Raw genomic sequence first — 21509 nt, 5'->3', positions numbered from 1 at the left:
TAATGGTGGACGCGGTGTTCGGTGCCCGTCCGGCATGCCGGGCTTGGCGGGGTGGTGACGACGATCAAATGCCGCGCCCGCCACCGAAGATCGGCAATACAGCGCTTTTCTGGAATGCATCCATTTTGCCCGGGACGGAACCATCGCCGACTGAAAAGGTCTCACCCGAGCCGCGGGGCGAGGGATGTCGCGGAGGCTGCTGCGAGCCGGGGCGAGGATTGTGCCGACGCCGACGTCCAGGAGGTAGGGGCCGGGGGCGGCGAGCGCGCGTTCCATCACCGTGCGGACGGTCGGACGGGTTTTCTATCTGGGACGACTCGATTCCGATCGCCTTGGCAATGGCGGCGCAGTCGACCGGCTCGTGGTCGGTTTCGAAGACGGGGAAACCGACCACCAGCATTTCCAGCCGCACCGCGGTCACAGCCCTGTGCCTGCCGAAAACTACGTCTGTGCAGGCGGGATGTGCAGGGAGTGGGCTCCGGTGTGGGGCTTGATCAGTCGCAGGGACAGGCCGCGGCGAGGCGGTCGTCGCGATGAGCGGCTGTGCTGTTGCGACTGGCCTACTTGACGGTGACGAATACGTTCGCAGTGCTGCGTCTGCTTCCGATGACCGATCGGGACAAGGACACCGAGATCTTGGTGTTGCGGCATCAGATCGCTGTGCTGGAGCGCCAGCTGGGTGGGAGGAGGGTGCGGTTCACTGCGGCGGACCGGGCACTGCTGGCGGCGCTGCTGCACCGGTTGCCTCTCGTGGCGTTGCGGCGGATGCGGTTGCTGGTACGGCCGGACACGGCGCTGCGCTGGCACCGCGACCTGCTCGCCGGCCGGCACGCTGCCCGCTCGAAACCCAAGCGGCCGGGCCGCCCACCGACCGTCCGCTCCATCCGGCTGTTGGTACTTCGCCTGGTGCGGGAGAACCCGAGCTGGGGCTACCGGCGGGTGCACGGCGAGTTGCTGGTGCTCGGCGTCAAGGTGGCCGCCTCCACCGTCTGGGAGATCCTCAAGGACGCCGGTGTCGATCCGGCACCCGACCGCCTTGTGGGTGACCCAGGCGGCGCGGAACCTGGTCATGGATCTGGAGGACCCGGGCTGCCGGGCACGGTTCCTGATCCGCGACCGGGACGGCAAGTTCCCTGACCTGTTCGACGCCGTCCTGGCCGATGCCGGCATCGGGGTGGTGCTGACCGGGGCGCGGATGCCGAGGATGAACGCGGTGATGGAGCGGTGGGTGCAGACCTGCCGCCGTGAACTCCTGGACCGCACGCTGGTCTGGAACCAGCGGCATCTGCTCCATGCCCTCCGCGAGTTCGAGACCTTCTACAACGCACACCGCCCGCACCAAGGCGACGCCAACGCACGCCCGTTGAAGCCGTTGCCTCCGTCGATCACCGAACCAGGCCAGATCGCCCACCTGAACATTCGAAAAAGGCAATGTTTGGGCGGAATCCTCAACGAGTCCGAACATGCTGCTTGACCTGCGCGGACGAGGTTTTCGGCAGGAACAGGGCCTCAGGTGGGCCACGGTCGGGCCCCATACAAGATCAGCAGTGATCCCAGATCCGGGGGTTGTTGCTGGTGAGGGCGGGTGCGCCGTCAGGGACTTGAACCCCGAACCCGCGGATTAAGAGTCCGCTGCTCTGCCAATTGAGCTAACGGCGCCTGTCGGAGGGCCTCCGGCCCTTGCGACAGGAAGAACAGTATCAGGAGCTTGGGACCTGTGCGAACCGGTTAGTCCCTGGCGGGGAGGACGCTGACCATGCCGCGCCAGAGGGCGATGGCGGTGGCGCGGGAGCTGACGCCGAGCTTGGAGTAGATGCGGTTGACGTGGTTCTTGACGGTCTTCTCGCTGAGGAAGAGCTGGCGGGCGATCTCGCCGTTCGAGCGGCCGGTGGCGATGAGGTCCATGACCTCGGATTCGCGGGCGGACAGGCCGAGGGACGTGCGGGACGCGTCGCGGACGCCGCGGATCAGGTCGGGGACGGTGAAGGCGCCGGGGACGAGGTGGCCGCAGGCGCCGGCGCGGAGGGCGTCCTGGACGGCGGGGTTGTCCGCGCCGGCGAGGACGAAGACGCGGGACGTGTGGCTGAGAGGGGTGGCGTGACCGGCGGAGGCGGCGTCCAGCAGGACGATGTCGGGCCGCAGGCGCTCGGCGAGGGAGACGGCCGCGGCGGCGTCGGAGGTCTCGGCGACGACCGTGAGTTCGTCGCTGGCGTCGAGCAGGGTGGTCACGGCGGCCCGGACCTGGGGGTCGCCGTCCACGACGAGGACGCGGAGCGGGGCCGTCTCATCGACACTCATCCGTTGCCCTTGGGGTGTCGTTGGATGTATAGGGTGGGAGCATAACGGGCCGATCTTCCTGAGTCGACGCGTCGAGCATGAAGGAGGCCCGGCCGGGGTGGCCGGGGCTGCAGGGCCTGCGTCCGGGGTGGGTGAGGGGACTAGAACCCCGACATCTTGGACTATAGCGGGGCAGTGGGTCCCCGGCCCGCCTGCAACGATCAAGGTTGTGGCAGGTCAGGTCCTGGGGGTCGCCCGGCGTCGCCTGGGCTGACGGAATGCCTGGTGGCCGCGTCGCAGAGCCCTGATCAGCCGGCGGCGGGCTATGCGCCCACGTGGATGAACGCCGCCCAGATCTCGGGATGTCCGGGCCAGCGGTCGCGCAGCCGGTGCGTGGTCGCGTGCAGGGCCTGGGCGGTCATGTCCGTTCCCCGCGCGGCGATCGCCTTGTAGATCCCGCGTGCGAAATGAACGGCCGGACGGTCGGCGACCGGCCACAGGGTCCCGATGACGCTGCGGTAGCCGGCGAGCTGGAAGGCGGCGGCCAGGTGGATCGCCTCGTCGGCCAGGGCTCCGCCGGTATGGGCGGTCGAGCAGGCCGACAGGTAGGCGAGCTCGGCGTCCTCCAACCGCAGGCCCGCGATGTCCAGCACGGTCAGCGGCCGGTCCTCGTGGTCGCCGAGCAGCAGGTGGCTCGTGGACGGGTGATCGGAATCGCTGAAGGCGTGACAGGCGAAGTGCGCCACCTCGTGGCGGGGGAGTTCCGCCAGCACCCGGCCGCGGCGGGCGTCCGGCTCGGCGAGGACGGTCACCCGCTCGAACAAGGCGTCGAACAGAGCGGCCTCGTTCGCCGCTCCCGGCAGGTTCTGGGCCCCCGACGTGAACGGCATCGGCACGACGAGGGAGCTCACCGCACGCGCCGCCTTCGCGGCCTCGCGGGCGTCGCCGGAGCCGGAGGCCCGGTCCGCCCGGTCCCGGCGGGCGTGCAGCAGCGCCCGCACCGTGGGCGTGTAGGACGAGATCACCTGGTCGATCACCGTCGGCGCGTCCGCCGCGTCTGTGTGGTGGCCGGCCGCGTGGAGCGGCAGCAGTGACAGCGGCCCGGTCGGGCACCACCACATCCGGGACGGTGCGCCCGCCGCAGCGGTCAGGTCCAAGCGGTCCAGGACGGGCCCGGCGATCATCTCCCAGAGCCAGGTGAGGGTACGTGCGACCTGCCGTCCTCTCTCCGCGTCCGTCGCCGTGGACGGGCCGGCCGCGGGCTCGCCCATGGCGGTCAGGAAGCCGCGGACCTGCTCCTCGACGGCGGCGGGCGTGACGCCGGGCAGCGCGACCACGTCGAGGCCGTCGGCGGTGAGCAGGAGCGCGTCCGAGCGGTGCTCGCTGATCGAGACGACCACCACGGGCCGCCCCGGCCCGGCGGCCGCGAGCAGCTCCTCGACCGACGGGGGGAGTGCGAAGCGGGCGAAGCCCGGCAGCTTCCGGATCTCGGCGATCAGCAGGTCCCACTGCGCCGCCAGCGCGTGATGCTCGTCGGGGTCGTCCAGCGGGTCCGGCGGGGCGGCCAGCCGGGCGCGCAGATCGTCGAGCCGGTTCGCGATGGCTGGATGGCGATCCCGCAGTTCGGTGAAGTCGCTGCGGGTCTCCAGCAGCTGCGCGAAGAGGATGCCCCGGCCGTTCTCCAGCAGGGTGAGGGCGCGTCCGGGCTCCCCGGCCTGCAAGGCGCTGGCGCAGGCGTCCTGCGCCAGCCCGGCGATGTCCTTAAGCAGCCGTTCCTGGTCGCTCCGCGCCAGCCCGCGGGCGGCCAGCCGGGGCAGCAGCGAGATGGCACGGTCGAGCATGTCGGAGGCGGTGCGCCAGTCGCCGTCCCTCATGGCCACGGCCGCCGCCAACCTGCAGCAGACGATCTGGTTGGTCGGCGGGCCGTCGAGGAGCGCCGCGTCCCGGAACGACGACCCGGCCTCCCGCAGGCACGCCGGGTCGTTCACCTCGTCGTACCTGTGGCTCAGGAGCGCGCCGAGCGCCATCAGCAGTCCTTGCTGGTCACCGTGGCGGCGCTGCAGATTCTCCAGCCCGGCGCGGGCCATGGCGATGGCCTCGTCCAGCACCTCGGGCCGCCTGGTCTCCTGGTAGAGGCTTTCCAGCGCCATGGCGGCGAGGTGGAGGAAGTGCGGCCGGTCGGGGACGGTCTCCGGCAGCGCGGCGACGACCTCCCGGAGCAACCCGGCCGCCTCCTCCGGCGCGGACGGATCGCCGGTGCGCACATAACGCAGCCGCAGCCGGTGGCCGAGACGCGCCGCCGTCCCGCATCGCAGCCGGTCATAGGGCGGACGTGCGGAAAGAGCGGCCAATGCCCTGCGGCCGAGCGTGATCGATTCGTCGAGCGCCTCCAGGTCGCCGAACTGGACGTACCGATAGCCTTGCGCCTCGGCCAGGTTGGTCAGCCGGGCCGGTAGCTCGGGGTCCCGCTCCGGGGTCCCCTCCACGGCGCGTTCCAGCAGGTCGACGGCCTCGTCCAGGACGCGGCTGTCCCTGGTGCGGACGAACCGCTGCACCAGGGAGGAGCCGAGGTTGTTGAGCGTGCGCAGGGACTGGCGCGTGGAACCCTCCGCCTCAAGGGCCGCGCGACCGGCCGCGACCGCTTCGTTGTGCGTGCTCTCGTTCCCAGTGCGCTCGTACATGTAGTACAGAAATCCCGAAAGGTTGCCGAGCAGAGTGGCGTAATGCTCGTCGTCCGCCGGCATCCCGTCGCGGGCCTGGTGCACCGCCAGTATCGCTTGCTGCAGATCGTCGAGATCGCCGGTCCGCTCGTAACGGAGACGCCGTGCATTGCCCAATTCCAGCAGCACGTGCGCCCGCGCCACGACGGCTTCGTCCGGGCACTGCGCGAGACAGATGGCGTACTGTTCGATCGCCTCGTCCACCACCGCGACGTCGTTGTTCACCTCGTGCAGACACAGCAGGGCCTGGGCCAGGTGCGTCCGTGGCTGCCAGACGCCCGGCATTTGGCGCGCGTACCATCGGACGGCCCGCCGCGCCAGCGCGACGGCTTCCGCCAGTTCCGCCTCTTGGCCGGCGTCCCTGTACCGCTGCGTCAGCGTCTGCGCGGCGATCCCCAGGACGACGCCGAGCCGGGGATGATCGGCGCCCGTGGCTTCGATGGCCCTCCGGGTCCAGCGCATCGCCTCGGCTGTGAGCACCGGATCGGCGGCGGAGCCGTCGCATCGGTCGAGGAAGGCCGCCCCCAGCCGGGCCATGAGCTCGGCCGTCTCCGGATCGTCCGGCGCCATGAGCGGGACGAGTCTCAACCGGGCGTTGATGAGCGCGTCCAAGGCCGCGGCGCTGGGCGCCAGATCCATCCGGACCGTGGCGGCGTGCTCGGACAGGTAGTAGCCGAACCGCCGGAGCGGATGGCCTTCCGGGTGCCGTTCCGCCTCCGCCGACAGCACCGTGTCCGCGTCCGGCATCGCGGCGAGATCGCCGTCGCGCTCCACGAGGACGCCGAACGCGGAGGCGTAGTAGTGGACGAACCGCCGGCGGAGCGGATCCCGCGGCGCGGTCTCGTCCAACGCGAACTCCATGAGCCCGGCCACGACCAGCGCGGCCGGACGGCTCACCTCGGCGAAGTCCCCGGCGAACACCTGCTCCGCGATCAGGACCCAGTCGGCGGGCTCCGCGGTGATCCGCTCCAGCGCCCGCCTCGCGTCACCGGGCAGATCTCCGGCGCGGACCTCCGGGCCGAGCCGCGCCTCGGCCGCCGCCCGCGGACGGCGTGCCCGCGTCGCCTCGTCCATCCGACCCCCATCGCCAGGCGTCTGCCCCGCCTGGGCGGCCGGTCACACTCCGACGTGCAGGAAGGGCACCCAAGCACTCGGGTGATCGGGACGTCGGGCGCGTTCTTCGCGGACGGCGCGGTGCAGGGCACGCGCACTCTCCGACGGCCGAAGCCGCCCGCCGGCGGTGAGCTCACCGTATACCGACCGTGTGACGCGCACCGCACAGCTGTCCGGGACCGTCCACAAGATGCCCACGACCTCCTGGTAGCCCGCGAACTGCAACGCCGAGGTCAGGGTGATCGACTCGTCGGGCAGCCTGTCGCCGCCGACCGCGGTGGCGCAGGCGGCGACGAAGGCGAACTCGGCCGAGTCCCGCCGGTCGCCCGCGAGATCGGCCACGGTGAGGGTCCCGTCGTGCAGGACGAGCCCGCCTTGGGAGGGGTCGTCGAGGTCCTGCATGCCGTGGCAGTCGAACAGGGCCCACGCATGCCGCGCGAGTGCCGCCGTCACCGCCGTCCGGGTGGCCGCCGCTCCTTCGAGCGTGGTGCGGGCGTCCGCGGGGACGCGCTCCTCGATGTGCGCACGCGTGCGGGCGGCGCCCGGCAGGCCCACCCGGCCAGGGCCTTCGGTCACGATCACATGCAGAAGCCGGCGGCCGATGCCCTCGTTCACGGTCTTCGCGGCATCTCGATTCTTTCTGGCCCGGTTCAGGGCGAGGAGGGCGGGCGTGTACGACGGGACGACGCGGTCCAGGAGCGCCATGCCGGGCGAGTCCTGCTGCGGGAGCCGGGCGGCGGCGTGCAGCGGAAGCATCATCAGTGGTCCCGTGGGACACCACCACAGACGTGCCCGGATCTCCTCGGCGGACCGGCCGGACTCGGAGGAGGCTTCGGCGGACTCGGCGGGATGGGTGGATCCGGCGGGATGGGCGGGCCCGGTGGCGTCGGCGTCCGCGTGTTTCCGCTGGTCGAGTGCGTCCAGGACGGGAGCGGCGATGGTCCGCCACAGCCAGTCGAGGGTCGCGGTGACGACGCGCTCCCGCTCCCGCTCGTCCCCCTCGGACGACATCGCGGCGATGTAACGCTCCGCGCGGGCGTGGGCGTCCTCGTAGGTGAGCTCGGGAAGCTCGATCACCTCCGGCAGCTCCTCGCCCTCCTGGACGATCACCGCATGGCACCGCAAGCGGCTGACGTTGACGACGACGACCGGCCCTTCGGCACCGGCGGGCCGGAGGTCAGGACCCCAGCCGGGCATCGTGAAGACACCCTCGGGCACCGCCTTCTGCGCAAGTATCGCCAGGGAGTTCCACTCACGCTGCAGTTTCGCGTTCGCCCGACGCTCCATTCTGGACCAGCGGCGCACCAGGGCCAGCCGTTCGTCGGCGGGCACGCCGCGGCGGTCCTGCTCCAGGGCGGCGGCCACCCGGTCCATCCGCCTGGCGAGCCTCGGCTTGACCCGGCGCAACGCGGACCGGTCGTTACGAGTTCTCAGCAACTGCTGCCACAGCACGGCCCGGCCGCCTTCGAGCAGCTCCATCGCGCGATCGGGACGGCCGGCGGCTATCGCGCACGCCGCCGCATCGGTGGCCAGCCCGATGTTGTCGGCCAGCACACCTTCGCGGGTCTCACGACGGTGCCCCCACCATGCGGCCTGGGGCAGCAGCTCGACGGCGGTTTCCAGACCGGCCAAGCCCGAAGCGGCCCCTTCGGCGTCGGCGACCGCGTAGCCCCACGCGCGGGCGCTGGCCAGCCGCTTGTGGACGGGAGCCGAGGGCATGGTGCTCAGCTCACGCCGCAGGTCGTTCAGGTCCGGCAGGAGCAGGTCCCGCCGGGGCAGGGCGAGGCGGGCCTCGACCGCGGGGATGAGGTTCGCGAGCGCCCTGGCCCGGGCCGGACAGTCGCCGGGAAGCGCGTCCGCCGCCCTCCGCAGGTACTCGACGGCATCGTCGAGCGTGGTCGCCTTCCGCGTGTCCTGGTACTTCCGCGTGGCCTGGTATTCGTCGAGCAACGCGACACCGAGGTCGTTCGCGTACGCGGACCAGCGTGACCGGCCGGTCTTGACGTTGGCGAGTGCCCAGGCCCGTCCCCAGACCGCCGCGGACAGATCCCGAATGGCGTCATTGAGGTCGTCGAGGTCGCCTGTGGACTTCCAGCGCGCATACCGTCTGATGCCGCGCCGATGAAGGAAACGGGATCTGGAATTGCGCCAGCGGCGCCATCCCGTTTCGATTTCGTGATGCGGATCGGGCGTATGCCGCGAGGGACCGAACCGTTCTTGGTGAGAAACTACATAAACCATCCCCATGGTGAGGGACGCTAGCAGAGCCGTGTCGTCGACGGCACTGAAATGAATTTCCTCGTGGCTGCTGTCGCAAATATGCCGAATCGCTCTTATGGAGCCGTCCGGCGGAAATGAGCCGTCAGAATGGCACGGTCCCGGCTTTCCAGATCGTCCAGGCGATGCCCGGCGTTCGCGACCTCACGGACAGGCCAGCGGCCCATTGCTAAGATCGGTGGCATGCGATTGCCTGACGGCGCATTCGCCCCCCTCGGCCCCTCGCCCGCGACGATGGAGATCATTGAGGACGCTCTGGACGTTCTCGGGGATCTGCTGATGTGGAGGTTCCCCCTCGAACGCTGGGCCCGGATCGAGCCGGTCGCGGCTCGCATGCAGGAGGCGTGCGCCGCCGGTGATGAGGCGGCGCTCCGGAACGCGACCGCCGACCTGGAGCTGATGGGGCCCGACCGCATCACGCGGATCGGCGACACCCCGGTGGTCCCGCCTCCGCCGCGGATCAGGGAACGCGCGAACCAGCTGATCCATTCGCTCGGAGGGAACGCGGCTCAGCCCCCAGGCGGCTCCGGCACGGACGGCACGGACGGCACGGACGAGGCCGACGCCGGAGACACCGATGACACCGGAGACACCGGAGACACCGGAGACAGCGATGACATCGATGGCAGCGATGACCGGACCGCGGATCGCTGACCAGGAGTTCGTCGTCCACCTCTTCGCGCCGCTGGAGGGGCCGCACGCCGTCGAGTGCGAAAGGTGGATTCGCACGCTGTGGCGGGGTCTGCAACGCAGGCTGGGTCCCGCGGAGGCGATTCCGGGAACGCACCTGCCGACCGACCTTCCCGCCGCGTTCGACGCGACGGGTTATGCCATCGCCGCCTTCGAGGAGCCAGGGGCGAGAGTTCAGGCGATCATCCGGCGGGAGCATGACGTCCTGAATCTTTCCTGCGCATTCACCTCGACCGATGGGTCCAGAAAGGTCCGCCGCGAGGACGGGGAAAGGCCGCCTTTTCCACGTGGATGGGCCGAATTCGACCGGTGGTGGGACGAGCTTGCCGGTGATGTCCCTGATCCGTTGTTGGGCGTGGCACGCCTGTATCTCGCCAAAGTGCCCAGCCGCGGCGGCGGTGAATCTCGTCCTTCCGCCGAACTCGCCAGGGCCATTCGTCCGTCGCTTCCCTTCGCTACCGACGACAGTGACTGGTGGCACGATGCCTACCGCCCGCGTGACCAGCTGACCCTCTGGGAACCGTCCGCCCAAGACGACGAACGGATCGAACGCCGGATCGTCGTCGTGGCCCCCGATGACCAAGATCCACAGCTGAGCGCCTGGACGTGGTCGCGAGGCGACACGCGAACACCGCCCTTGGCGCGCTACCTCCTTCACGCCGCGAAAACCCGCTACCTGCTCCGGGTGTACGACGACGGCCGGCGAGTCCGCGAGCTTCACGAGCGTACGGACAGGTCCACGCGCGACTTGGCGGCGCCGGAGGAGCGGCTGACCCGGCTGCGCACGGACGAGGCCGAGCTGCTCGATGTGATCAGAAGGCTGGAGATCATGCGGCAGACCGTCGGCATCGCCGCGGCCAACATGGCCGAGGTCCTCGGCGAGGACGGCGCCGACCGCCTCTTCGCCGACGACAAGGCCCTGGCGACCTGGTTCGGAGAGCAGCTCAAGGACGACCTGGCGATCCTGGAGGCCGCGCGAAGCCACACGCGACGCCTCCGCGAAACCCTGAGCGACGACCCGCGGCTCCGCCCTGCGCCGGCCACCCGCTCTCCGCAGACCGCCTCGTTCGGGGGCGGGTCGGCGGTTGTGCGGGACGGGGGCGGTGCGTCCGGGGTGGACGTTCGGCGCAAGGTGTTCGTCGTTCATGGCCGTGACGAGACGGTGCGGGAGCGCATGTTCGACTTCCTGCGCGCCCTCAACCTCTGGCCCCTGGACTGGGAGCTGCTGGTGGCGGCCACCGGCAGCACGGCGCCGTTCCTCGGGGACGTCGTGCAGCGCGCCCCCGCCGACGCGCAGGCGGCCGTGGTGCTGATGACCCCGGACGACATCGTCCGGCTGCACCCCGACCTGCACGGCGAGCGGGAGCCGGGCCACGAGACCGGGCCGTCCGGGCAGGCGCGTCCCAACGTCCTGATCGAGCTCGGCATGGTGCTGATGGCCTATCCGGAACGGACGATCATCGTCCATTTCGGCGACCTGCGTCCCATCGCCGATCTGGCCGGGCGCAACTACATCCGCTTCGACGGATCGTCCGCGGCCGCCGGCAAGCTCGTGGAGCGGCTCAAGCTGGCCGGGTGCGCCGTCGTCGACCAGGGAGGCGACTGGCGGAACCCCGCGCGCTTCGCCGACCTGGACGTCTACGGCCGTGAACCCACGTCAGGCGATCCCGTCTAGACGGCCTTGAGACCGTCTAGACGGCCTTGAGAAAGGCGGCCACCTCCAGCAGGTCGATCTCGGCCAGATCGTCCGGGTGGATCACGATGAGCAGGTCGTCGCAGATGAGCGCCTGCCGGGAGCGGGCGACGAACGAGAGCAGGATCATCCGCAGCAGGCTCTCCCGGCTGAGCGCGTCGATGCGCGCCAGTCCGGAGCCGACGACGGGCATCGCCAGCCGGCGGCGCTGGCCCGCCTCGTAGACCGCGTCCCAGAGCCGGTCCAGGCTCGACCACAGGTCCTGGACCGAGGAGCGGGCGACGTTGTCCGGGTCCATCCGGCTGTAGGCCACGGCGAAGACGCGCTGGCCGGCCCGGCTGATCAGCGCCACCGTTCCCAGCGGGAAACGCAGCAGCTTGCCGTACGGCTTGCTCTGGCGGGTCTCCCGCCCGGTAGGGACGGCCCGCGACAAGGCGCCGTCTAGATCCTCGTCCAGCGGCCCGGGGTCACCGTCGTAGCGCCGCAGCACCAGCTGTCCCTGCACGGTGGACGTGCTGATCACGCGATCGTCGGCGACCGATGTGTCGAAGGTGTCGGTGAACCCCACGACGATGTCCGCGTCCTGCTCGAACAGGTCGCCGACGGCCACCGAGACTCGCGTCCGGAGTGCGGGGATCTCGTGAACCAGCCGCCGCCGCGGTGCGGCGCGGGCCGCACCCCACCCGAGGCACGCGAGGAAAACGGCCGGGACCGTTATCTCTGTGTCGGGCAATAGTTCGGGCGTCAACTGGCCGAAGAACTGGATGAATGTCGAGGCGAGGCCGAAGGCCGCCAGCGTGTTGGCACCGAGCGAGCGGCGTCCGCGTGCGCTACCGCCGAGAGTCCGCAGCGTGTAGCGAAGGCTCAGCATGTCGCGATCACCAGAGTGCGCACCTTCCAGACTCCGTGCCGCTTCCGGGGATCAGTATCCGCTAGTTGGCTGCGCTATGTCTGGTCTGGTGACGCAAACATGGCGTCCATCCGGGTTTGGCCCATGATCAGGTTCCAATGTCCGCGAGGTTTTGGAGAATAAGCGGGACGGGCCTCGGTGGCTGATGTCGGTCAAACGTTCCAATTTGGGAGCACGCTCGCGAAGGGGGCGGCGGATGGTTAGCATTTAAGGGTCGGTCCCAGAGGTACCTTGCGGGGGCGCGAAGATGCAGGATTCCGACGGCTCTGGGCGAACGCGACGGGAGCCGCACGCCACGTCGCTCGACCCGGACACCGGGACCGTATCGATGGACAAGGGGCCGGCAGGCGCCACGCGGCGAGAGGACGTCGTGGTCGCCGGCGAGGAATCGCTGATAGCGCTGCCGCCCGAGTTCGCCGCGCGTTTCGACGTCGTGACCGAGCTGGACGCGTCCGGAGCCGAGGCCGACATGCTGCGGGTGCGTGACCGGGCGGGGGAGGAACTGGTCCTCAAGCTCTACCGGCGAGGGATCACCCCGAACCGGGAGATGTGGGAGACGCTGCGCGGTGTGCGCTCGCCGCACATCGTGGGCCTGCGCGAGACCGGGCAGGCCGCCGGACGCGCATTCGAACTCATGGAGTACCTGGCCCACGGGACTCTGCGCGATTTCATCAACGATTTCAACGACGGGCCCGCCGACTTCAACGACGGGTCCGGCGACTTCAACGACGGGTCCGGCGACGATTCCGGAACCGCCCGGAACGGCATCTCACCGGAGGAGATCGTCGAAGTCGTCAGGCAGGTCGCCGGCGGGCTGACCGTCCTGCACGAATGCCGGATCATTCACCGCGACCTCAAGCCGGAGAACATCCTGCTCCGCTCTCGCGAGCCGTTCCGGTTGGCCCTAGCAGACTTCGGACTGAGCCGTTATGTCGAACAGACCGCGATGTTCTCCTCGGCCGGCCACACGCTCGCCTATTCGGCGCCGGAGACCTTCGCGGGATTCGTCTCGGTCATGCGCGACTGGTGGTCGCTCGGCATGATCGTGCGCGAGCTCGCGCTCGGCGAGCCGCCCTTTCCCGACCTGGTCCCCGAGGCGGTGATGCTGCACCTGGCCTCCCGTCCGATCGACGTGTCCGGGGTCGAGGACGAGCGCCTGCGGCTGCTCTGCCGCGGGCTGCTCGTCCGCGACCCGGAGGACCGGTGGGGCGGGCCGGAGGTGGCGGAATGGCTCTCCGGAGGTTCTCCCGCGGTTCACGACAGCGCCCTGCCGCCGCTCGCCGAGGCGGACGTCAAGCCTTTCCTGTTCGGCGACCGGCTCTACACCGACGGGGTCGCGCTGGCCTCAGCAATGGCGGAGCACTGGGACGAGGCGGCCCAGCGCTATTTCCTCCGCGACGGCGAGGCGCGCAGGACGCTGAAGACCTGGCTCCGGCAGTTCGACGACCCTCGGCTCCACGATGTCGAAGAGCGCGACGACATTCTGGACCAGCTGGACGGCCCGCTTCCCGCCGGCGTCCGATTGCTCAGGCTGTTGCGCTGGCTGAACCCGGAATTGCCGCCGGTGTACGCCGGAATCGCCATTTCCGTCGACAGCCTGCGGGCGCTGGCCGCCGCCGTCCTGGACCCCGGCGCCGAGGGGCACCGCAGAGCGGGACCCGTGGTGAGCGAGCTGGCCGAGCATCGCGTCCTCGCGACGCTGGCGGAGTGCCCGGGCGGCGCGGAGCTCGGCGCGGTGGACGCCAGGCTGCGTGCCGTCACCGACCGCTGGGAGCAGGTCACCGCGCGGGTCAGCGGACACTCCCCGAATCTGCCGCGGGCGCCGCGGCGAACCCCGGCCGCCGCGGCGGAGCTGCTGCTGATCGCGATCGACGCCGAACGGGCGGCGGCCCGGCTGGCGGAGCAGGTCATGGCGGGCCTGCGATCGCTGCCCGTCCCCGTCCCCTGGTTCGACGCGGTGTGGCGGGACGCCGGCGACGACGCGGTCGGCTCCCTGGTCGTACGCCAGGCGCTGCCCGTCGCGGCGGAGGAGGCCCAGCGGATCCACCGGGAGGTCACCGCGCGGCAGCGGCAGCAGGACGAACGCATGATGCGCTGGCAGCAACGGGAGGCACAGCGCCTCGCCGGACGCGGGGCAGCGGTCGCGCTGGCCGTCGCCGGCGCCGGTCTGATGACCGTGGTCTGGTTCGGTTTCTTCTTCCTGTCCTCGTTCTCCGGTAAGACCGATATCGCCTTGGTGGTCGCCGTCCCGGTGCTGCTGGGCCAGGTCGGCGTGGAGATCGCCTTGGCGGTCCAGATGGGAACGATGTATCACCCGCAGTATTCGCTCCTGCAGAAGGTCGGCGTTCTCGGCGGGCGCGCCGGCGAGCGCGTCAGGGACGCGGGAGGCTGCGGCGGCTGCCTGATCATCGCCCTGGCGATCGTCGCGCTCAGCGTCTTCACCTACGTGTTCCCGCCGATCGTGCCGCTGGTCGTCGCGGCGGTCTACGGCGTCTGGACGTATTCGCGCTGGTCGGCCTGGACTCGCTGGCACGAGGGCGAGACGCGCGAAGCGCTGGAGGGACGATGAGCGCCGCCGGTGTCTACGAGGTAGCGGTGGTGCTCGGCGGCGCCGCCGTCCTGGCCGCGGGCGGAACCGTGCTGGCGGCCAGGGCCGCCGGTGCCGTGACCGTGGCCGCGGGCGGCGCGATGGCGTCGCTCGGCGCGCACATGGAGGCCCGTCACGCGGCCTGGCTGCGGGAGCGGGAATGCGCGTCCGAATGGGAGAGCGCGGCGCTGCGCGTTCTCGACCGCAACGCGCGCATCGCGGTTCTGGCGGCCGACTGCGCCGCCGTGACGGCCGACACCGGGCTGGCCGCTCCGCGTCCGCTTCCCGACCCGATGGCGCTGGCCGGCCAGGTCGAGGACCTCACCTCCTGGTGCGCGGACGCGGACGCGGCGATCGCGGAGATCGAGCACTGGCTGGGCCGGGCCGCCGCGACCGAGATCGAGCGGCGCATGACCGAGGCCTGGCAGGTCGCCAGGCCCGGTGAGCCGCGACCCGAGGTCTTCTCCGCCGACAGGGTCGTCGAGGCGCTGCGCGCCGCGTCCAAGTCCGCCGCCCGGACGGCGGCCGCGCGTGCGGCCGATCCGGAGTCGCAGGCGGCCGACGTCGCCCGGATCGTGGCGCGTCTCGCCGTCGACGTCGACGCGGAGGATCTGGCCGCCGTCCAGCGGGCGGCCGGGAAGGCCCTGGTCCGCGACCTCGGCGAGGCGCGCACCCGCCTGGCCGATCTGCGGCAGCGGGTCGACGCGGCGAACGAGCACGCCGGCGTCCGGCGGGCGGACGCGGCCGACGCGGCGATCATGCTGCAGGCCCTCGCGGCCGCCGACGATCAGGAGGACGCGGCGCTCCGGCAGGCGCTCGGCGAGGTCGTGGCGCGGCGCCGCGAACTCGACCCGGCGCTGCGGGAACGGGCCGCGAGCCGGTGCGCGCGGATCCAGGCCGCCGCCGAACAGGACTATCTCCGCCAGGCCGTGCAGGCCGCCGCGGCCGACCTCGGCTTCGAGGTCTCCGCGGACGTGGAGACCCTGACCGGCGGAAACGGACGCCTGGAGCTGTCTCGCGACGACTGGCCCGAACACGCCGTCGCGCTCGTGGTCGACGACGGCGAACTGCGCTCCATGGTGTTCCGCACCGAGCAACGGGAGGGACAGGACGCCCAGCGCGTCGACGTCGAACGTGAGCAGGCCTGGTGCGACACGTTCGAGGAGGTGCGTGAGCGCCTGGCCGCCGGCGGCGTCGACGTCGACACGCGGATGGAGCTGCGGCCCGGGGAACGGGAGCGGGTTCCCGTCGCGAAGCCGCAGGCCGCGCGGCCCCGGAACCGTCCCAAGGCGCGGGAGCGGGAGCTGCCTGGATGACGGGTCTCCTGCTCAACCGGGTCCATTACCCGGTCACGACGCTCGGCCCCGGCCGCCGCGCCGGCATCTGGGTCCAGGGCTGCACGATCGGCTGCGACGGCTGCGTGGCCAGGGACACCTGGGACGGCGGTTCCGCCTCTCCCGTCGAGGTCGCCGAGGTGCTGGAATGGCTCGCCTCGGTGCGCGACGGCATGACCGGCGTCACCGTCTCAGGCGGCGAGCCGTTCCAGCAGCCGGAGGCGCTGGCCGAACTGCTTCGCGGGATCCGCGCGCGGCGCGCCGGACCGCCGATCGACGTTCTCGTCTACTCCGGGTATCCGATGAGCCGGCTGCGCCGGGACGCGGCGGCGCGCCGCGTCCTGGAACTGTGCGACGCGGTGATCGCGGGCCCGTACCTGGCGCGGCGTCCGACCGACCGGCCGTGGCTGGGGTCGGCCAACCAGCGCCTGGTGCCGCTCACGCCGCTCGGCGAGGAACGCTACGCCGCCCCGCCGCCTGACGCCCCGCGCATGCAGGTGGTCCAGAACGGGAACCGCGTCTGGTTCGTCGGCGTGCCGCGTGACGGCGAGATGGAACGCATGGCCGATCGGCTGAACGAGCTGGGCATCACCTTCGACGAGGCGACCTGGCGCGCTTGACACCCGGAACCCCGTTCAGGGGCTCCCTGGGGAACAGCATCTTCGCTCTCCGCGCCAAGCCCCGCAAAGGAACTTGACCTTGGGGTGAGTGAGGGGACTTGAACCCCCGACATCTTGGACCACAACCAAGTGCTCTGCCAGCTGAGCTACACCCACCGTGGCCGGGATCGATCCCGGCTCCCAGTAGTGTAGCGGCTCCGGGCGAGTGGGTCAGCCTGAGGCGACCCTGGCGGCGACGGCGCGGGCCGTCTCGGAGTCGGGGCCCGGCTGCGGGACGAAGACGGCGGCGCGGTAGTAGCGCAGTTCCTGGATGCTCTCGGTGATGTCGGCGAGGGCCCGGTGGCCGCCCTTCTTCTCTGGGCTGGCGAAGTAGACGCGCGGGTACCAGCGGCGGGCGAGCTCCTTGATGGACGACACGTCCACCATGCGGTAGTGGAGGTGGCCGTCGAGGGCGGGCATGTCGCGGGCGAGGAACGAGCGGTCGGTGGCGATGGAGTTGCCGCAGAGGGGCGCCTTGTTGGCCTCTTTGACGTGGCCCCTGACGTACTTGAGGACGATGTCCTCGGCCTCGGCGAGGGTGACGCCGGACGGCAGGGCTTCGAGCAGCCCGGACGCGGTGTGCATGTCCCGGACGACCTGCGTCATCTGGGCGATCGCCTCGGGCGGGGGCTTGATCACCACGTCGACGCCCTCGTCCAGGAGGTTGAGCTCGCTGTCGGTGACCAGTGCGGCTATCTCGATGAGTGCGTCGTTGCGCAGGTCGAGTCCCGTCATTTCGCAATCGATCCAGCAAAGCCGCTCGTTCATGGGTTCACCTTACGGCCATGAACGACCGTGCGGGCTACCGAGTTGGAACGAGTTAACTGGTCACGCGGCGGGCGATGTGGCCGGGGACGGGGATGCCGGGACGCAGGGCGGGGTCGGGTGAGGGCGTACCGAACGTCTGGTGGACGGGGAGGACGCCCGCCCATATGTCCAGCGCGTAGTCCTCGTCGTCGTCGCTCGGGCCGCCCTGGCGGATTTTGACGGACGCTTCGTCCAGGGATAGGGCCAGTACGGAGACGGCGGCCATTTCCTTGCGAGTGGGCCCGCGAGCCACGTCCCATTGGCCGGGTGTCAGGTTCTCGGTGACGACGCGAAGGCCGGTCAGTTTCTCGTCCGGGTCGGTGACGATTCGGGGCGTGCCGTAGACGACGGCGCTTCGGTAGTTGATGGAGTGGTGGAAAAGGGACCGGGCGAGGACGAGTCCGTCGACGTGGGTGACGGTGACGCACACCTCCTGGGACGGCCCGGCCCTGAGGCTGCTCGCCCCGGTGGAGCCGTGGAGGTAGAGGGTGTCGTCCAGGCGGCCGTAGGCGGTGGGGATGACGCGCGGCGAGCCGTCCACGATGACGCCGAGGTGGCAGATCATGCCGTCGTCCAGGATGCGGTGGAGGACGGAGCGGTCGTCGGCGGCGCGCTCCGGCAGCCTGCCGAGCCGGGTGCGGGCGGTCGATGAGAGTGCGGTCATGTCCGTTTAGTCTAGGAAGAGAGTGGCCTGGTCGGTAGGGCCACTTAGTGCCGATAGCGGGAGACCACTTTGTCGATCGACCTGCCCCTCGCCGTCGACCGGGACGGGGACGAGCCGATGAGCGCCCAGCTCGTCGGCCAGTTGCGCGCGGCGATGGGGGAGGGGCGGCTGGCGGCGGGCGAGCGGCTTCCCGCTAGCAGGGCGCTGGCCGGGCTGCTCGGGGTGAGCCGGACGGTGGTGACGGAGGCGTACGAGCAGCTGTACGCGGAGGGCTGGCTTGAAGGGCGGCACGGGTCGGGGACGTACGTGACCGACGGCGTAGCCGCTCCGCGTGGTGAGAGGCCGCCGCCGACGAAGACGAGGACGGTGCGCCGGACGGCGGCCCCGCACGAGATCGATCTGCGGCCAGGGCTCGCATGGGTCGGAGCGCTCGACACTCCCGCGTGGCGGCGTGCTTGGCGGCTCGCGTCCGGCATGCCGCCGCAGCAGCGCCAGGACCCGCACGGCCTGCCGGGGCTGCGCATCGCGCTGGCGGACTACATCAGGCGCAGCCGCGGCGTGCGGTGTCCCGTGGACGGGCTCCTCGTCACGCGGGGCGCGACGAACGGGCTGGATCTGCTGGCGGCGACCGTCCTGCGTCCGGGGGACCGGGTCGGGGTGGAGGAGCCCGGCTACCGGCGGGCGCGGGCGGTCCTGGCGGGACGCGGCGCCGAGCTGGTGCCGTGCCCGGTCGACGGGCACGGCCTCGTCGTCGACGGCCTCCCGGACGATCTGCGCCTCGTCTACACGACGCCGTCGCACCAGTTCCCGATGGGCGGCGTCCTGCCCGTCCCGCGCCGCCAGGCCCTGCTCGCGTGGGCGAGGCGCACGGGCGCGCTCGTCGCCGAGGACGACTACGACGGCGAGTTCCGGTACGACGTCGCGCCGCTGCCCGCGCTCTACGGGCTCGACCCGGACGTGGTCGTCTACCTCGGCACGACCGCCAAGATCCTCACCGCGGACATGGGGGTCGGGTGGCTGGTGGGCCGTCCCGACCTGGTCGCGGACGTCGCGCTGCGCCGCGAGGAGCTGAACGACCGGACGGCCGTCGTCCCGCAGGACGCGCTCCGCCTCCTGCTCGAACGCGGCGACCTGGACCGGCACGTCCGCCGGATGCGCGGGGAGTACGCGCGGCGGCGGGACGTGGTCGTCGAGACGCTGGACGGGCTGCCCCTGCGCGGCGACACGGCCGGGCTGCACCTCGTGGTGGACGTCCCGGCCGCGCTCGCGGGACGGGTCGTCCGCGCGGCGGCGGAGCGGGGCGTCCTCGTGGAGACGCTGGAACATCACCACACGGGTCCGCGGCGGGCGTCCGGCCTGGTCATCGGCTACGGGTCGGCGGCGGGCACGGCCGAGCTCCGCAAGGGCTGCGAGGTCGTCCACGAGCTGGTGGGAACGGGGGAGGCAGGGGAGGTCTGAGGCGCGAAGGGAGGCGCCGGGTGCTGCGGGCAGGGCGGCCGGGCGGTCAGTTGGACATGGCCGACTGGGCGACCGGTACGGGTTCGGCGGCAGGGGGCAACCGTCCGGGGGGCTGCGGGTCGTTCTGCGGCGGGCGGACGGGCTCGGACGTGCGCGGGCTCCGCGGCATGAGGCGCGGGGCGGGCGCGGCGTCCGGCAGGGGCGCGCGGGGCTTCGGGATGGGCGCGACCGGGGTGTCGGGTCCGGTGACGCGGCGGATGTCGATGCCGCCCGGGTCGGGCCGGTCCACGAGCGGGACCTGCGACGCCCCGTAGTGCCCGCCGCGGGCCCAGTCCTTGCGGCTGCGGTGCGCGTGGTAGGACTGCGGCGACGGCAGCGGGGGTCCGGCGGGCCAGCGACGCGCGACGCCCCACGCGTCCAGCCACTGGACGATCGCGTCGAGGCCGGTGAGCAGCGCCCCGGTGAACGGGGCCCGGGACTGGCCGACCACCATGATCTGCAGGCAGACGCGCCCCTCGCGGCCGACGCGCCCGCCGAGCAGCCGGGCGGCGCGGGTGGCGGGCAGGAGCTGGACGATCTCGCCGGTGCCGGGATGCCAGACCAGGTGCGCCGGGCGATCCTCCTTGATCAGGTCGGCGGCCACCGAGCGGGCGGACACCGTGCGCGGATCATGGTCGCCGGCGCACCACACGACCCGGGGAGCACCTCCTCGCAAAGCTCCGCCGTCCTGTCGCGCCGGCATGCGGCCGGCTCCCGGCAGCCATGCGTCTGCCACGGTGCGTCCCCCCAATCGGGCGGTCTAGCCCCGAATGGTCTAGTCCTGTGCGTGCGCCCGGCGGGACTTCGGTAGTCCAGCCCGCCGCCATGGGCCGGATATGACGGCTATTGACCTCCGCGCCGGGTAGAGACCACTCTGCTCGGGTGTCGTCGCAGATGCGTACCCCGCGTGTCCGCCGAATCCACCTGGCGTCCCTTTTTTCCTTTGAGACTCTCTGCAAATCGCCCGGCCGATAGTGGCCGCCGCCACGTTTCCGCAGGTCAGAGCGAACTCTGGAGGCCAGGTGAAGCCTTCCTGCAAGTCGGCCGGAAGTGGCCGGAAGGTTACGGACCGCAGGGGGCGGGCCCCGGTTCGCATCCCGCACCGAGCAGCGTTCTAATAGGAAGTCATGACCGTTGACGCAGAGCCGCCCGCGGAGCCCCCGTCCGGGGTCCCCGGGATCGACGTCCCGCGGCTCGCGGACTGGCTGGCCCGTGAGCTGCCCGGATCGGGACGCATCCGCGCGATCGACCTGATCGCGGGCGGGCGCTCCAACCTCACCTACGCGATCACTCTGGACGGCGGCGGCCGCGTCGTGCTGCGCAGGCCGCCGCTGGGGCACGTCCAGCCGACGGCCCACGACATGGGACGCGAACACCGGGTGCTGACCGCGCTCGGCGACGCGACGGCGGTGCCCGTGCCGCGGACGCTGGCGTTCTGCGCCGACGAGGACGTCATCGGCGCCCGCTTCTACCTCATGGACCACGTCGAGGGCCGCGTCCTGCGCACCCGCGAGGACGCCGCCGACCTCACCCCGGACCAGGCCCGCGGCCTCAGCGAGGCGCTCGCGGAGGCCCTCGCGGCGATCCACACCGTCGACGTGACGGCCGCCGGCCTGGACGACTTCGGCCGGCCGAGCGGCTACATGCGGCGCCAGCTCGACCGCTGGAGAAGGCAGTGGGACGGCTCGCAGGAGGCCATCCGCGCCGCCGGCCACGTCCGCGACCTGCCCGAATACGACCGGCTCGTCGAGCGGCTGGCCGAGCGGACGCCCGCGGACGCCCCGGGCCGTCCCGGGGGGTCGTCCTCGCAGGAGGGACGGGCGCGGCTCGTCCATGGGGACTTCCGGCTCGACAACGTCCTCGCCCGGCTGGAACCGCGTCCCGAGATCGCCGCCGTGGTCGACTGGGAGATGTCGACGCTCGGCGACCCGCTGTCCGACCTCGGGCTGACGCTCGTCTACTGGGCGGAGCCGGGCGACGCCGAGCGGCTCCCCGTCGGCGCCACGATCACCTCGGCGCCCGGCTTCTTCACCCGCCGGGAGTTCACCGACCGGTACGCGGAGCTGACCGGGTCCGACCTCGGCGACCTCGACTTCTACGTCGCGTTCGCGTGCTTCAAGCTCGCCGTCATCCTGGCGGGCATCCACGCCCGCTACCTGCAGAAGGCGACGGTCGGCGAGGGCTTCGACCAGATCGGCGACGGCGTCCCGCTCCTGCTCCGCCGCGCGCACCGCACCCTCGACACCGGCACCCTCTGACGGCTCCGGGGTTCGGCGTCCGG

The 21509-nt window shown here is 71.5% G+C and carries 16 protein-coding genes and 2 tRNA genes; 9 read left to right on the top strand and 9 right to left on the bottom strand.

Features of this window, described 5'->3' with window-relative positions; translation table 11 throughout:
• Positions 1-543: 543 nt before the first annotated feature.
• Both ACH34T_RS09820 and ACH34T_RS09815 read left to right on the top strand, forming a co-directional pair.
• Positions 544-1137, top strand: coding sequence for a hypothetical protein (locus tag ACH34T_RS09820; protein WP_395991690.1), 594 nt, complete (start codon positions 544-546; stop codon positions 1135-1137).
• Positions 1070-1474, top strand: a complete 405-nt coding sequence (locus ACH34T_RS09815) for an integrase core domain-containing protein (RefSeq protein ID WP_395991689.1) — start codon at positions 1070-1072, stop codon at positions 1472-1474. Before ACH34T_RS09820 ends, ACH34T_RS09815 begins: the two co-directional genes overlap by 68 nt.
• 112 nt (positions 1475-1586) lie before the next feature.
• Here the strand turns inward: ACH34T_RS09815 and ACH34T_RS09810 are convergent.
• The 4 genes from ACH34T_RS09810 to ACH34T_RS09795 form a co-directional block, all read right to left on the bottom strand.
• A tRNA-Lys gene (locus tag ACH34T_RS09810) sits at positions 1587-1659 on the bottom strand.
• A 69-nt stretch (positions 1660-1728) separates the two neighbouring features.
• Positions 1729-2298 carry a response regulator transcription factor gene (locus tag ACH34T_RS09805; protein ID WP_395991688.1) on the bottom strand — a complete coding sequence of 190 codons (570 nt, stop codon included), beginning with the start codon at positions 2296-2298 and terminating at the stop codon, positions 1729-1731.
• Positions 2299-2600: 302 nt separating this feature from the next.
• Complete coding sequence (locus ACH34T_RS09800; protein ID WP_395991687.1) at positions 2601-6071, bottom strand: CHAT domain-containing protein; 3471 nt, start codon at positions 6069-6071, stop codon at positions 2601-2603.
• Between the two features lie 42 nt (positions 6072-6113).
• The gene (locus tag ACH34T_RS09795) at positions 6114-8060 is read right to left on the bottom strand and encodes a CHAT domain-containing protein (RefSeq protein ID WP_395991686.1); all 1947 of its coding nucleotides are present in this window, start codon (positions 8058-8060) and stop codon (positions 6114-6116) included.
• A gap of 510 nt (positions 8061-8570) precedes the next feature.
• Between ACH34T_RS09795 and ACH34T_RS09790 the strand changes: the two genes are divergently transcribed.
• Both ACH34T_RS09790 and ACH34T_RS09785 read left to right on the top strand, forming a co-directional pair.
• Positions 8571-9041 carry a CATRA system-associated protein gene (locus tag ACH34T_RS09790; RefSeq protein WP_395991685.1) on the top strand — a complete coding sequence of 157 codons (471 nt, stop codon included), beginning with the start codon at positions 8571-8573 and terminating at the stop codon, positions 9039-9041.
• Positions 9001-10752 carry a CATRA conflict system CASPASE/TPR repeat-associated protein gene (locus ACH34T_RS09785; RefSeq protein WP_395991684.1) on the top strand — a complete coding sequence of 584 codons (1752 nt, stop codon included), beginning with the start codon at positions 9001-9003 and terminating at the stop codon, positions 10750-10752. The genes ACH34T_RS09790 and ACH34T_RS09785 overlap by 41 nt, the downstream gene beginning before the upstream one ends.
• Before the next feature lie 16 nt (positions 10753-10768).
• On the opposite strand, the gene ACH34T_RS09780 is transcribed toward ACH34T_RS09785, so the two are convergent.
• Entirely contained in the window at positions 10769-11641 is an 873-nt protein-coding gene (locus ACH34T_RS09780; RefSeq protein ID WP_395991683.1) for a macro domain-containing protein, read from the bottom strand.
• 367 nt (positions 11642-12008) lie between these two features.
• Here ACH34T_RS09780 and ACH34T_RS09775 point away from each other — a divergent pair, with 367 nt between their 5' ends.
• Genes ACH34T_RS09775 through ACH34T_RS09765 form a run of 3 tightly spaced genes read left to right on the top strand, consistent with a single transcriptional unit; the run spans position 12009 to position 16221 of the window.
• On the top strand, positions 12009-14249 hold the full coding sequence (locus tag ACH34T_RS09775) for a serine/threonine-protein kinase (RefSeq protein ID WP_395991682.1): 2241 nt from the start codon (positions 12009-12011) through the stop codon (positions 14247-14249).
• Positions 14246-15583, top strand: a complete 1338-nt coding sequence (locus tag ACH34T_RS09770; protein ID WP_395991681.1) for a hypothetical protein — start codon at positions 14246-14248, stop codon at positions 15581-15583. The genes ACH34T_RS09775 and ACH34T_RS09770 overlap by 4 nt, the downstream gene beginning before the upstream one ends.
• Positions 15580-16221 carry a 4Fe-4S single cluster domain-containing protein gene (locus tag ACH34T_RS09765; protein WP_395991680.1) on the top strand — a complete coding sequence of 214 codons (642 nt, stop codon included), beginning with the start codon at positions 15580-15582 and terminating at the stop codon, positions 16219-16221. Before ACH34T_RS09770 ends, ACH34T_RS09765 begins: the two co-directional genes overlap by 4 nt.
• 80 nt (positions 16222-16301) lie before the next feature.
• Here ACH34T_RS09765 and ACH34T_RS09760 read toward each other — a convergent pair.
• The 3 genes from ACH34T_RS09760 to ACH34T_RS09750 all read right to left on the bottom strand — a co-directional run bounded on the left by ACH34T_RS09760 (position 16302) and on the right by ACH34T_RS09750 (position 17731).
• Positions 16302-16377, bottom strand: a tRNA-His gene (locus ACH34T_RS09760).
• 54 nt (positions 16378-16431) lie between these two features.
• The gene (gene orn, locus ACH34T_RS09755; RefSeq protein ID WP_395991679.1) at positions 16432-17028 is read right to left on the bottom strand and encodes an oligoribonuclease; all 597 of its coding nucleotides are present in this window, start codon (positions 17026-17028) and stop codon (positions 16432-16434) included.
• A gap of 52 nt (positions 17029-17080) precedes the next feature.
• Positions 17081-17731: a pyridoxamine 5'-phosphate oxidase family protein gene (locus ACH34T_RS09750; RefSeq protein ID WP_395991678.1), complete on the bottom strand. Its 651-nt coding sequence runs from the start codon at positions 17729-17731 to the stop codon at positions 17081-17083.
• Between the two features lie 69 nt (positions 17732-17800).
• Between ACH34T_RS09750 and ACH34T_RS09745 the strand changes: the two genes are divergently transcribed.
• Positions 17801-19189, top strand: a complete 1389-nt coding sequence (locus tag ACH34T_RS09745) for a PLP-dependent aminotransferase family protein (protein WP_395991677.1) — start codon at positions 17801-17803, stop codon at positions 19187-19189.
• 46 nt (positions 19190-19235) lie between these two features.
• Here the strand turns inward: ACH34T_RS09745 and ACH34T_RS09740 are convergent, their stop codons facing one another.
• The gene (locus ACH34T_RS09740; RefSeq protein ID WP_395991676.1) at positions 19236-19931 is read right to left on the bottom strand and encodes a hypothetical protein; all 696 of its coding nucleotides are present in this window, start codon (positions 19929-19931) and stop codon (positions 19236-19238) included.
• A gap of 424 nt (positions 19932-20355) precedes the next feature.
• Between ACH34T_RS09740 and ACH34T_RS09735 the strand changes: the two genes are divergently transcribed.
• A complete protein-coding gene (locus tag ACH34T_RS09735) occupies positions 20356-21486 on the top strand; it encodes a phosphotransferase family protein (protein ID WP_395991675.1) in 1131 nt (376 codons plus the stop codon).
• Positions 21487-21509 lie beyond the last annotated feature (23 nt).

The organism is Actinomadura sp. 9N215 (assembly GCF_044326345.1).
Classification (GTDB): Bacteria; Actinomycetota; Actinomycetes; order Streptosporangiales; family Streptosporangiaceae; genus Spirillospora.
Note: the sequence above shows the minus strand (reverse complement) of the source record. Positions and strands in the feature narration are given on the sequence as shown.

Bases quoted from the DNA above. Each gene is read 5' to 3' on its own strand.
- ACH34T_RS09750 (WP_395991678.1), bottom strand. From the start codon at position 17,731: ATGACCGCACTCTCATCGACCGCCCGCACCCGGCTCGGCAGGCTGCCG.
- ACH34T_RS09740 (WP_395991676.1), bottom strand. From the start codon at position 19,931: ATGCCGGCGCGACAGGACGGCGGAGCTTTGCGAGGAGGTGCTCCCCGG.
- ACH34T_RS09800 (WP_395991687.1), bottom strand. From the start codon at position 6,071: ATGGACGAGGCGACGCGGGCACGCCGTCCGCGGGCGGCGGCCGAGGCG.
- ACH34T_RS09785 (WP_395991684.1), top strand. From the start codon at position 9,001: ATGACATCGATGGCAGCGATGACCGGACCGCGGATCGCTGACCAGGAG.
- ACH34T_RS09790 (WP_395991685.1), top strand. From the start codon at position 8,571: ATGCGATTGCCTGACGGCGCATTCGCCCCCCTCGGCCCCTCGCCCGCG.
- orn (WP_395991679.1), bottom strand. From the start codon at position 17,028: ATGAACGAGCGGCTTTGCTGGATCGATTGCGAAATGACGGGACTCGAC.
- ACH34T_RS09815 (WP_395991689.1), top strand. From the start codon at position 1,070: ATGGATCTGGAGGACCCGGGCTGCCGGGCACGGTTCCTGATCCGCGAC.
- ACH34T_RS09780 (WP_395991683.1), bottom strand. From the start codon at position 11,641: ATGCTGAGCCTTCGCTACACGCTGCGGACTCTCGGCGGTAGCGCACGC.
- ACH34T_RS09805 (WP_395991688.1), bottom strand. From the start codon at position 2,298: ATGAGTGTCGATGAGACGGCCCCGCTCCGCGTCCTCGTCGTGGACGGC.
- ACH34T_RS09735 (WP_395991675.1), top strand. From the start codon at position 20,356: ATGACCGTTGACGCAGAGCCGCCCGCGGAGCCCCCGTCCGGGGTCCCC.
- ACH34T_RS09770 (WP_395991681.1), top strand. From the start codon at position 14,246: ATGAGCGCCGCCGGTGTCTACGAGGTAGCGGTGGTGCTCGGCGGCGCC.
- ACH34T_RS09775 (WP_395991682.1), top strand. From the start codon at position 12,009: ATGGACAAGGGGCCGGCAGGCGCCACGCGGCGAGAGGACGTCGTGGTC.
- ACH34T_RS09765 (WP_395991680.1), top strand. From the start codon at position 15,580: ATGACGGGTCTCCTGCTCAACCGGGTCCATTACCCGGTCACGACGCTC.